We start from the raw sequence: 11,849 nt of genomic DNA on the forward strand, positions 1-11,849 counted from the left end.
CAAGAAGGTGACTCCCAATTAGGGGGAGTACTCAAAAAATACTGCACAGTCTCCTGTAGTATTGTTGCACCGCACCATTTGTCTCAAGGGAAACTGTCACATGCTTTACCAGATTTTTGAAACACAACGCTCGATCATGGAGCCTTTTTCCGATCTGGCCCAAGCTGCTGCCAAGTTGTTCAGCAACCCCTTGAACCCCATGTCGCAAACGCCTATGGCTCAGCGCACATCGGCAGGCTATGCGCTCATGCATCGGCTGGGCAAAGATTACGAAAAACCAGAATTTGGCATCAGGACCGTCAAGGTCAACCGTGTCGATGTGGCCATCCACGAGCGCATCGAAATCAACAAACCCTTTTGTGAATTGCGCCGTTTCAAGCGCTTTTCTGACGACGCGGCCACATTGACCCAGCTCAAGGCCCAACCAGCGGTGCTGATCGTGGCACCGTTGTCGGGTCACTACGCCACGCTGCTGCGTGACACCGTCAAAACCATGTTGCAAGACCACAAGGTCTACATCACCGACTGGAAAAACGCACGTTTGGTCCCTCTGTCCGATGGTGAGTTCCACCTGGACGACTACATCAACTACGTGCAGGAATTCATTCGTCACCTGCAATCCATTTATGGCAATTGCCACATCGTGAGCGTCTGCCAGCCCACGGTGCCCGTCATGGCCGCCGTCTCTCTCATGGCCAGCCGTGGCGAAAAAACCCCACTGACCATGACCATGATGGGCGGTCCCATCGACGCACGCAAATCACCCACATCGGTGAACAACTTGGCCACCAACAAGAGTTTTGAGTGGTTCGAGAACAACGTGATTTACCGTGTGCCTGCCAACTTCCCGGGTGCGGGTCGCCGTGTGTACCCCGGCTTTTTGCAATACACCGGTTTTGTGGCCATGAACCCCGACCGCCATGCCACCAGCCATTACGACTATTTCAAAGACCTGATCAAAGGCGACGACGCCAGCACCGAAGCACACCGCAAGTTTTACGACGAGTACAACGCGGTGCTCGACATGGATGCCGATTACTACCTTGAAACCATCGCCACCGTGTTCCAGGACTTCAAACTGGTCAACGGCACTTGGGACGTCAAGGGCGTCGATGGCAAAGTTGAACGCGTTCGCCCCCAGGACATCAAGGGCACGGCCCTGATGACCGTTGAAGGCGAGTTGGACGACATCTCGGGCTCAGGCCAAACCCGCGCAGCGCAAGACCTGTGCAGCGGCGTGCCCGCCAGCGAACGTCAGCACCTTGAAGTGCCCGGTGCTGGGCATTACGGCATCTTCAGTGGCCGCCGTTGGCGCGACATTGTGTATCCAGAGCTGGTCAAGTTCATTTCGAGCCATGCACGGCAAACAGCGGTCAAAACCGCTGCGGTCACCGCTTCACCCGCCCCCGTGGCTCCCGAAGCCCTGGCTCAAGCGGACACCCCGCCGCTTGCAGTGGCGCAAGCCAGCGCACCCACCAACGTTGGCGCATCCAATGCGACCCCCGTCTCGCCAGCCAAGCCTGCTGCCAAATCTACGGCCAAGCCCGCAGCCCCTAAGGCAACCGTGGTCAAGGCAAAACCTGCGGTGACCCCATCAGCCCCCTCCGTGGCCAGCAAGCCTGCAGCCAAAGCTTCGGCAAAAACAGCGGCAAAATCACCTGCCAAATCGGCATCGGCTCCGCTGAGCAAGACATCTGGCAAGTCGGCTGCCAGCACTTCGGTCAAAACCACTTGGGTTGACCCTTCAAGCAAAGCCTGAGGCCCATGCCCCACTTAAACCGAACAGCGCCTGAGACCCAGGCGCTTTTCTTATTGCTGAGCGATGCCTTGCCCCAAACGCAGTGCACGCGTTGTGGCTTTCCAGACTGTGCCAGTTATGCGCGGGCCATGGCCGAGGGACAAGCGGCCATCAACCAGTGCCCGCCCGGAGGGCAAGAGGGCATCGAACGGCTGTCTGCACTGACGGGTTTACCCAGCTTGCCCCTCAACCCCGATCACGGCACCGAAGGCCCTCGGCATGTGGCCATCATCGACGAAGCCTGGTGCATCGGCTGCACCTTGTGCATCAAGGCTTGCCCGACCGATGCGATTTTGGGGGCCAACAAGTTGATGCACACCGTGATCGAGCCTTGGTGCACGGGCTGCGAGCTGTGCATCCCGGTGTGCCCGGTGGACTGCATCGCACTGGAGAATGTGACGGGCGCAGATACTGGCTGGGCCGCTTGGTCCGCCGAGCAAGCCGACACATCCCGCACACGTTTTGAATCTCGCCAACGACGCCGGGTTCGTGAAGAAGCCGCACACCACAAGCAATTACAAGCCAAGGCCGAACACAAACTGGCCGATTTGGCCGGACATACCAAGGGCACAGACAACGCGCCCGAATTGGACCGCAAACGCGCCATCATCGAGGCGGCACTCGCCAAAGCAAAAGCCCGCCAAGCGGGAGCTTGACGGGCTTTTGAAGCGCATGTCGGGACTAAAGCCACCGACACCGACCTGCGAGACAGTCTGTTGTAGGTCGCAGGCTTCAGGCGAGACAGGTTTTCAATCGGACCTGATGGTCCGAATCAACTCAATGTGCGTTGGCAGCCAAAGCTGCAAACGCCTTGACCACCTCGGGCGGAGCCTGCACCAACTCGATCAACACGCCCTCCCCGCCAATCGGGAACTCTTCATTCGCTTTGGGGTGTAAAAACGTGATGTCAAAACCGGCTGCACCTTTGCGGATTCCACCGGGCGCAAAACGCACACCTTGGGCCGTAAGCCACTCGACCGCCACCGGCAGGTCGTCAATCCACAAGCCGATGTGGTTCAGGGGGGTGCTGTGCACGGCAGGCTTTTTCTCGGGGTCCAGCGGCTGCATCAAATCGACCTCAACCTTGAAGGGGCCGGTGCCGATGGCGCAGATGTCTTCGTCCACGTTCTCGCGTTCACTTTTGTAGGTGCCCGTCACTTCCAGACCGAACATGTCGACCCAGAGTTTTTGCAGGCGGGTCTTGTCAGGCCCGCCGATGGCGATTTGCTGGACGCCCAGCACTTTGAAAGGGCGCGTCATTTATTCAAACTCCACAATCATCTGGTCCACGGTGAGCGATTCGCCTTTGGCAGCCACCACCTTCTTGACCACACCGTCTTGCGCCGCGAACAGCACGTTTTCCATCTTCATGGCTTCGATCACGGCCACACGCTCACCCGCCTGAACTTTCTGACCCGGCTGCACCGATACGTCCACCAACAGACCGGGCATGGGCGACAACACAAAACGGCTCAAATCCGGTGGCGCTTTGTAAGGCATGAGCTTGTGCAGCTCGGCCATGCGGGGCGACATCACCAACGCTTCGATGCGGGTGCCGTTGTGTTGCACTTGCAGGGCCAGCGGGTTCTTCAAGGTGCCGCGTTCAATTTGTGCCGTGAACGGTTGGCCATTGCAAGTGCCTTCGATGCGGATGTCGTTCAAGCGTGAGTTGCTGGCGATGGCATAGGTTTTGCCATTGACCGTGATGTGCGCTTCACCGTGTTTGCCTGAAAATTCGGCCACATGCACGGGCACATAGCGGTTCTGGCCTGCTTTGCCCAGTTCCACCACGGCATAGTCTTGACCCACTTTGACGTCGTAACCTGGCAGCTGTCCACTCAGGTTGGCGGCACGCTCACGCGACTTGCGTCGCACAAAAGCCGCCAAGGCCGCCAAAAAGTCGTGGTCGTCGTGCGGCACGTCTTCGGCGCGGAAGCCCTGGCTGTACTGCTCGGCAATGAAGCCGGTGTTGAAGTCGCCCGACACAAAACGCGGGTGCGCCAGCAAAGCGGCCTGGAAAGGGATGTTGGAGCTGATGCCGCGAATGACAAAACCATTCAAGGCTTCGCGCATCTTGGCAATGGCGTCGTTGCGGTCCTTGCCGTGCACGATCAGCTTGGCGATCATCGAGTCATAAAACATCGGGATCTCGCCACCGTCTTGCACACCCGTGTCCACGCGCACGCCATACAGGTCGGTGGTGTTGCCTTGGAACATGGTTTGGCGGGGCGTCTGGAAACGCACCAGTCGGCCGGTGGAGGGCAAAAAGTTGCGAAACGGGTCTTCGGCGTTGATGCGGCACTCGATGGACCAACCATTGCGTTGCACGTCTTTTTGCTCGATTGGCAATTTCTCGCCAGCCGCCACGCGGATCATCATCTCGACCAAATCGAGCCCGGTGATGGCTTCGGTGACGGGGTGCTCCACCTGCAAACGGGTGTTCATCTCCAAGAAGTAAAAGCTCTGGTCCTTGCCGACCACAAACTCCACCGTACCGGCCGACTGGTATTTCACCGCCTTGGCCAGTTGCACGGCTTGCTCGCCCATGGCTTTGCGGGTGGCTTCAGAGATGAAAGGCGACGGTGCCTCTTCGATGACTTTTTGGTGGCGGCGCTGGATCGAGCACTCGCGCTCGTTCAGGTACACCACGTTGCCGTGGCTGTCGCCCAACACCTGGATTTCGATGTGGCGGGGTTCTTCGACAAACTTTTCGATGAACACACGGTCATCACCAAAGCTGTTGCGTGCTTCGTTGCGGCACGACGTAAAGCCTTCAAAAGCTTCTTTGTCGTTGAAGGCCACACGCAGGCCTTTGCCACCGCCGCCAGCGGAGGCTTTGATCATGACGGGGTAGCCAATGCCCTTGGCGATCTCAACCGCTTTTTCGGCGGTCTCAATCGCATCGTTCACGCCGGGAATGCAGTTCACGCCCGCAGCACCCGCCAGCTTTTTGGATTCGATTTTGTCGCCCATGGCGGCAATCGAAAAGTGACGTGGGCCGATGAAGGCAATGCCCTCGTCTTCGCAGCGCTTGGAGAACTCGGCGTTCTCGCTCAGGAAACCATAGCCGGGGTGGATCGCTTGTGCGCCAGTGGCCTTGGCGGCGGCGATGATTTTGTCAGCGACCAAATACGACTCGCGCGACGCGGCTGGGCCAATCAACACAGCCTCGTCGGCCAGTTGCACATGGCGGGCTTCTTTGTCGGCTTCGGAATAAACGGCCACGGTTTGGATGCCCATTTTGTGGGCGGTGGCGATGACGCGGCAGGCGATTTCGCCGCGGTTGGCAATCAAAATTTTCTTGAACATATGGAATCCTTTTATCTGTCATCCCGGGCTTGACCCGGGATCCATGGCTGGCGAATCAAGTCCGCCATAACGGGGTGCCGATCAAAGCGGAATGTTCCCGTGCTTGCGCCAGGGGTTCTCGATCTTTTTGTCCTTGAGCATGACCAAAGAACGGCAAATCCGCTTGCGGGTCTCGTGCGGCTGGATCACGTCGTCGATGAAGCCGCGAGCACCTGCCACAAAGGGGTTGGCAAAACGGGCTTTGTATTCGGCTTCTTTGGCGGCCAGCTTTTCGGGGTCACCCTTGTCTTCACGGAAGATGATTTCCACCGCACCCTTGGCACCCATCACCGCGATTTCAGCGTTGGGCCAGGCAAAGTTCACGTCGCCACGCAGGTGTTTGGAGGCCATCACGTCGTACGCACCGCCGTAGGCTTTGCGGGTGATGACGGTGATTTTGGGCACCGTGCATTCGGCATACGCGTACAACAACTTCGCGCCGTGTTTGATGATGCCGCCGTACTCTTGAGAGGTGCCTGGCATGAAGCCGGGCACGTCTACAAAGGTGACCACGGGGATGTTGAACGCGTCGCAAAAACGCACAAAGCGGGCAGCCTTGATCGAGCTCTTGATGTCCAAGCATCCGGCCAAGACCAAAGGCTGGTTGGCCACGATGCCCACGGTTTGGCCTTCCATGCGGGCAAAGCCGATCAGGATGTTCTTGGCGTAGTCGGGTTGCAGCTCAAAGAAGTCACCATCGTCCACGGTCTTGACGATGAGCTCTTTCATGTCATAAGCCTTGTTGGGATTCTCCGGCACGAGGGTGTCCAAGCTCATGTCCATGCGGCCCGATGGGTCACCGCTGGGGCGCACAGGTGCCTTCTCGCGGTTGTTGAGCGGCAAGTAGTTGTACAGGCGGCGCAGCATGAGCAGCGCTTCCACGTCATTCTCAAACGCCATGTCGGCCACGCCGCTTTTGGTGGTGTGTGTCAGGGCGCCGCCCAACTCTTCAGCTGTAACTTCTTCATGCGTCACGGTCTTGACCACTTCGGGGCCTGTCACGAACATGTAAGAAGTGTCCTTGACCATGAAGATGAAGTCGGTCAAAGCAGGCGAATACACCGCGCCACCTGCTGAGGGGCCCATGATCATGCTGATCTGGGGCACCACGCCGCTGGCCATCACGTTGCGCTGGAACACATCGGCATAACCGCCCAAGGACGCCACGCCTTCTTGAATTCGGGCACCGCCCGAATCATTCAGGCCAATCACCGGAGCACCGACCTTCATGGCCTGGTCCATGATCTTGCAGATCTTCTCAGCGTGCGTCTCCGACAAAGCGCCGCCGTACACCGTGAAGTCCTGGCTGAACACAAAAACCAAGCGGCCGTTGATCATGCCGTAGCCGGTGACCACGCCGTCACCGGGGATCTTGTTGTCCTGCATGCCGAAGTCGGTGCAGCGGTGCTCCACGAACATGTCCCACTCTTCGAAGGTGCCTTCGTCCAGAAGCACTTCGATGCGCTCACGCGCGGTGAGCTTGCCTTTGGTGTGCTGCGCGTCAATGCGCTTTTGCCCGCCGCCCAAGCGGGCCGCAGCGCGCTTTTTTTCCAGTTGTTCGATGATGTCTTGCATGGTGGCTCTCTCTTTTCTTCAGGAAGATGGGGTTTCACTCTGCGCCTGGTAAGCGCCGAGCAGTTGACGGGCCGCTGTAGACGCGGCGAGCTGGCCCGCAGCGACTTGTTGGCTGAGTTGGGGCAGCAGCGTTTGCACACGCGGCTGCGCCCGGAAGTTTTGTTTAAGACCGGCGTCAATGCGTTCCCACATCCACGACAGGGCTTGTTGTTGGCGTCGCGTGGCAAAGCGGCCGTTGCGGGTTTGCAGGTCCTTGAACTCGCTGACCGCCGCCCAAAAGCTGTCCACGCCCTGGCCCAGCAAAGCGCTCAACTGCACCACCTTGGGGTGCCACTGGGTGGTGTCGGCATGAGCGTGGCCCGAACCGCCGTGCATGCCCAAGAGCTGCAAGGCGCTGGTGATTTGCAACTCGGCACGGGTGGCCGCGATGGCATCGATGTCGGCCTTGTTTATGACCACCAAATCGGCAATTTCCATCACGCCTTTTTTGATCGCCTGCAAATCGTCACCCGCATTGGGCAGCTGCATCAGCACAAACATGTCGGTCATATTGGCCACCGCGGTTTCGCTCTGGCCCACGCCCACGGTCTCGACGATCACCACGTCGTAGCCAGCGGCCTCGCAGACCAACATGGACTCGCGGGTTTTTTCGGCCACGCCACCCAAGGTGCCGCTGCTGGGGCTGGGGCGGATGTAGGCGCGCTCGTGCACGCTGAGCAACTCCATGCGCGTTTTGTCGCCCAAGATGGAGCCGCCCGACACGGTGCTCGACGGGTCCACCGCCAACACCGCCACGCGGTGACCTTGACCGATGAGGTACAGGCCCAGCGCTTCGATGAAGGTGGACTTACCCACGCCTGGGACACCGCTGATGCCTAAGCGGAAAGATTTCCCGGTGTGCGGCAGCATGGCAGTAAGCAACTCGTCGGCCAAAGCACGGTGGTCGGCGCGGGTCGATTCGAGCAGCGTGATGGCTTTGGCCATGGCGCGACGCTGCACGGGGGCGGTGCCGTGCAGAATGCCTTGAAGGAGATCAACCATATCAAGCATTCGCAGCCTTTAACCTATTCATTACCAAATTCAAATCATGCCCAGCAGATCGAAGCCAGGCTGTCGCGCATTCATAAATTTCTGACTCACAAGAAAAGGGAGATTTTTCATTCGAGAAAAGTCGCTTGTGCAAATAACCCAAATCAGAATGAGCGGGAGGACAGAGCTCTCGATAATAAGAATACGCTGGCAGAGCTTCAAATTCGCTGTCTTTTAATGCGATCTGCGTTAGCAATGTTTCTATTTTGTGGAAATCTTTAGGAAGTGGTTTGCCAAATTTAGCTTTTGCTTCTCTTGCATCCTGAATAGGCTTTGGTTCGTTACCATCTACCTTCAAGCGATCAGGCCACGCTTTGAAAGCATCCATATACCTTGAAATATAAGAATTCAGATCAGTATATCGAAGGTTCTGGAATCCATCATCAAAAAGCACAAGGTATTTAATACGAACAACACACTCCAATAAGCTTCTCAATAAAGTCATTTGGCTACTGGAAGACTTTCCATTGGTATGCAAAGCCTTTAATCCCCGACCAAAATCAAAAGACTGAATTGCCAAACACAAAACCGCTACAGCCTGAGGATCCTTCTTTTTATAACTGTTAAATTTATCTTCCTTGGCAAAGCAGAATTTTTGAAATTGATCCAGCTCGACGCAAAATAATTGAAAAAAATCATTCACGGATGTGTTGTGTTGCGCTGTCATAACACCCAGTTCTCCAACTTCAAGCCCTCAATCCGCTCAAACTCCCGTGTGTTGTTGGTCACGCAAACGGCATCCAAAGCCAAGGCGTGACAGCCAATCAACAAGTCCAACTCACCAATGCTTTTGCCAGTTGAGCGCAGTGAGTGTTGTTGGCGGGCGTAGTGCCACATGGCGTCTTGCGTCCAGGGCAAGACGCGCACTTCGCTCAGGAACAATTCCAGCACCTTGCGGTTGCGCGCTTTTTGATCGCTCTTTTCCACGCCATAAGCCAACTCGGCGGCAACAAGCGCTGACAACACCACACGGTCAGACCCCAGTTCATTCAGGCGCGCCGCAACATTGGGCACGCCACGCTGGATGTAGATCACCATGTTGGTGTCGAGCATGTACAGGGAAGACATCAGTCGAGGCTTTCGATGTCGTCCAGTGGCAAGGTGTGCTCGCGCTCGATTTCTTCAGGCATGCCTTCCCAGCCGCTCAAAATGGCTTGCAAGCGCGTACCCCACTCGCCGGGTTCGTCCTTTTTGGGCCGAAGGATGACGCTGTTGCCCACCTTCTCAATGAACACCTCGGCGGTGTCAAAGCGATAGGCTTTGGGCAGGCGCACCGCTTGGCTGCGGCCTGTGGTGAAAATTTTGGCGGTGTCTGTGATCATGGTGCCGACCTCTTTTTGGTAGATACCAAATCATACCTACCATTTTGAGAATCACCAACCGCTTGTGGTGACTCTGTGGGCACCCACTGGCGTCCTTGTCTTTTGGCCTCTTGATAGGCCAGCCAATCGTCTTGGTTTGATACGCGCTGGGCCTTGAGCTTGGAACGGATGGCCAACTTGGTCGCCGACAGGTGCTCCATGCTTTCTGGCAAAACTTCCCCGTGCCGTGATGGCTGAAACGGCAAGCCGTCTTCTTTGGCTTGCGCCAAAGCCTGCTCCACCGCCGAAACGATGAACTGAGACGGGCTCACACCCAAACGACGAGCGGCCTGTTCCAGCTCAGTTTCGAGCAAGGGTTCAAGTTGAACGGAGTACAGCATGGAGAACCGTTGGAATCTGTAGTCAATACCGTTTCAGGGCATCCGCCAGCATCAAGCCAAAGCCTTCTTGATCTGCTCCAGCACATCCTTGGCGCTGACCGGGATCGGGGTGCCGGGGCCGTAGATGCCTTTGACGCCGGCTTCGTAGAGCATGTCGTAGTCCTGGCGCGGGATCACGCCGCCCACGAACACGATGATGTCGTCTGCGCCCTGCTTTTTGAGCTCGGCAATGATGGCGGGCACCAGAGTTTTGTGGCCTGCGGCGAGCGTGCTCACGCCCACGGCATGCACATCGTTTTCAATCGCCTGGCGGGCGCACTCTTCCGGCGTCTGGAACAGCGGGCCCATGTCCACGTCGTAACCCAAGTCGGCAAACGCGGTGGCCACCACTTTGGCCCCACGGTCGTGGCCGTCCTGGCCGAGTTTGGAAATCATCACGCGGGGGCGGCGGCCTTGCGCTTCGGCAAAGGCTGCGATGTCGGCCTTGAGCTGGTTCCAGTACTCCATGGTGTCGCCCACGTTTTCGCCGTCGTCATAGGCCGCGGCGTACACGCCCGTCACTTTTTGTGTGTCGGCGCGGTGGCGACCAAAGGCTTTTTCCAGCGCGTCGGACACCTCACCCACCGTGGCGCGCAGGCGCACGGCTTGGATGGACAAGTCAAGCAGGTTGCCCTGGCCCGATTCAGCGGCTGCGCTCAGTGCGTCCAGCGCGGCCTGTACCTTGGCGCTGTCACGCGTTGCACGAATCTTGTTCAGGCGTTCGATCTGGCCGTCGCGCACCCGCACGTTGTCGATAGACAGCGTCTCGATCGGGTCTTCTTTGGCCAGCTTGTATTTGTTCACGCCCACGATGACGTCTTTGCCGGAGTCGATGCGGGCCTGCTTTTCAGCGGCCGCCGCTTCGATCTTGAGCTTGGCCCAGCCGCTGCCCACGGCTTTGGTCATGCCGCCCATGGCCTCGACTTCTTCGATGATGGCCCAGGCCTTGTCGGCCATTTCTTGCGTCAGGCTCTCCATCATGTAAGAACCCGCCCAAGGGTCGATCACGTTGGTGATGTGCGTCTCTTCCTGAATGATGAGCTGCGTGTTGCGCGCGATGCGCGAGCTGAATTCGGTGGGCAAGGCAATCGCCTCGTCAAACGAGTTGGTGTGCAGCGATTGGGTGCCGCCAAACACGGCCGCCATGGCCTCGATGGTGGTGCGCACCACATTGTTGTACGGGTCTTGCTCGGTGAGCGACCAGCCCGAGGTCTGGCTGTGCGTGCGCAGCATGAGGCTCTTGGGGTTCTTGGCGTCAAAGCCTTTCATGATGCGGCACCACAGCAGGCGGGCCGCACGCATCTTGGCGATCTCCAAATAGAAGTTCATGCCCACCGCCCAGAAGAAGGACAGGCGACCGGCGAACTCGTCCACGTCCATGCCCTTGGCAATCGCGGTCTTCACATACTCTTTGCCGTCGGCCAAGGTAAAGGCCATTTCCAGCGCTTGGTTGGCACCGGCCTCTTGCATGTGGTAACCCGAGATCGAGATCGAGTTGAACTTGGGCATGTTCTTGGCCGTGTACTCGATGATGTCGCCGATGATCTTCATCGACGGCTCTGGCGGGTAGATGTAGGTGTTGCGCACCATGAACTCTTTCAGAATGTCGTTCTGAATGGTTCCTGAGAGTTTGTCTTGCGAGACGCCCTGCTCTTCGGCCGCCACCACGTAGCCCGCCAGCACGGGCAACACCGCACCGTTCATGGTCATCGAGACCGACACCTTGTCCAGCGGAATCTGGTCAAACAAGATCTTCATGTCCTCGACCGAGTCAATCGCCACACCGGCTTTGCCCACGTCGCCGGTTACACGCGGGTGATCGGAGTCGTAACCGCGGTGCGTGGCCAAGTCAAACGCGACCGACACGCCCTGCCCGCCTGCGGCCAAGGCCTTGCGGTAAAAGGCGTTGGATTCCTCGGCAGTGGAGAAGCCTGCATATTGGCGGATCGTCCAGGGGCGCACGGCGTACATGGTGGCCTGAGGGCCGCGCAAGAAAGGCTCAAAGCCCGGCAGCGTATTGGCGTAAGGCAAGTTGGCTGTGTCTTCGGCGGTGTAGAGCGGCTTGACGACGATGCCGTCGGGCGTCTTCCAGTTCAGGGCGTTCACATCGCCACCGGGGGCTGATTTGACCGCTGCTTTTTGCCAGGCTTCCAGGTTGGAAGCGTTGAATTCAAAGGATTTTGACGACATGGCTCACCACTTTCGAGACAAATATTACTTGTGCTGATTTTGGCAGCTGATGGCTGCCTACCGGCTTACAAGTACTGTGATTCATAATTATTGATGCAGAATATTTTA

At 57.7% G+C, this 11,849-nt stretch carries 11 protein-coding genes; 2 read left to right on the plus strand and 9 right to left on the minus strand.

Annotated elements, in window-relative coordinates:
• Positions 1-100 precede the first annotated feature (100 nt).
• Together phaZ and rsxB are read left to right on the plus strand one after the other, a co-directional pair.
• Positions 101-1,759 carry a polyhydroxyalkanoate depolymerase gene (phaZ, locus tag AMM41_RS05010; protein ID WP_089953853.1) on the plus strand — a complete coding sequence of 553 codons (1,659 nt, stop codon included), beginning with the start codon at positions 101-103 and terminating at the stop codon, positions 1,757-1,759.
• Between the two features lie 5 nt (positions 1,760-1,764).
• Complete coding sequence (gene rsxB / locus AMM41_RS05015) at positions 1,765-2,454, plus strand: electron transport complex subunit RsxB (RefSeq protein WP_089953855.1); 690 nt, start codon at positions 1,765-1,767, stop codon at positions 2,452-2,454.
• Between the two features lie 121 nt (positions 2,455-2,575).
• Here the strand turns inward: rsxB and AMM41_RS05020 are convergent, their stop codons facing one another.
• The 9 genes from AMM41_RS05020 to scpA all read right to left on the minus strand — a co-directional run bounded on the left by AMM41_RS05020 (position 2,576) and on the right by scpA (position 11,741).
• Positions 2,576-3,058, minus strand: coding sequence for a VOC family protein (locus AMM41_RS05020; protein WP_089953858.1), 483 nt, complete (start codon positions 3,056-3,058; stop codon positions 2,576-2,578).
• On the minus strand, positions 3,059-5,107 hold the full coding sequence (locus tag AMM41_RS05025) for an acetyl-CoA carboxylase biotin carboxylase subunit (RefSeq protein WP_089953861.1): 2,049 nt from the start codon (positions 5,105-5,107) through the stop codon (positions 3,059-3,061). It abuts the gene before it with no gap.
• Positions 5,108-5,188: 81 nt separating this feature from the next.
• On the minus strand, positions 5,189-6,721 hold the full coding sequence (locus AMM41_RS05030) for an acyl-CoA carboxylase subunit beta (protein WP_089953864.1): 1,533 nt from the start codon (positions 6,719-6,721) through the stop codon (positions 5,189-5,191).
• 18 nt (positions 6,722-6,739) lie between these two features.
• Entirely contained in the window at positions 6,740-7,762 is a 1,023-nt protein-coding gene (gene meaB, locus AMM41_RS05035) for a methylmalonyl Co-A mutase-associated GTPase MeaB (RefSeq protein ID WP_228769104.1), read from the minus strand.
• A 1-nt stretch (position 7,763) separates the two neighbouring features.
• Positions 7,764-8,477, minus strand: a complete 714-nt coding sequence (locus AMM41_RS05040) for a DUF5677 domain-containing protein (protein ID WP_089953869.1) — start codon at positions 8,475-8,477, stop codon at positions 7,764-7,766.
• Positions 8,474-8,878, minus strand: a complete 405-nt coding sequence (locus AMM41_RS05045) for a type II toxin-antitoxin system tRNA(fMet)-specific endonuclease VapC (protein WP_089953872.1) — start codon at positions 8,876-8,878, stop codon at positions 8,474-8,476. Before AMM41_RS05045 ends, AMM41_RS05040 begins: the two co-directional genes overlap by 4 nt.
• Complete coding sequence (locus AMM41_RS05050) at positions 8,878-9,132, minus strand: antitoxin (protein ID WP_089953875.1); 255 nt, start codon at positions 9,130-9,132, stop codon at positions 8,878-8,880. Before AMM41_RS05050 ends, AMM41_RS05045 begins: the two co-directional genes overlap by 1 nt.
• The gene (locus AMM41_RS05055; RefSeq protein ID WP_089953877.1) at positions 9,129-9,512 is read right to left on the minus strand and encodes a hypothetical protein; all 384 of its coding nucleotides are present in this window, start codon (positions 9,510-9,512) and stop codon (positions 9,129-9,131) included. The genes AMM41_RS05050 and AMM41_RS05055 overlap by 4 nt, the downstream gene beginning before the upstream one ends.
• 51 nt (positions 9,513-9,563) lie before the next feature.
• Positions 9,564-11,741 carry a methylmalonyl-CoA mutase gene (gene scpA, locus AMM41_RS05060; protein ID WP_089953880.1) on the minus strand — a complete coding sequence of 726 codons (2,178 nt, stop codon included), beginning with the start codon at positions 11,739-11,741 and terminating at the stop codon, positions 9,564-9,566.
• Positions 11,742-11,849 lie beyond the last annotated feature (108 nt).

Source organism: Limnohabitans sp. 2KL-3 (assembly GCF_001269405.1).
Classification (GTDB): domain Bacteria; phylum Pseudomonadota; class Gammaproteobacteria; order Burkholderiales; family Burkholderiaceae_C; genus Limnohabitans_A.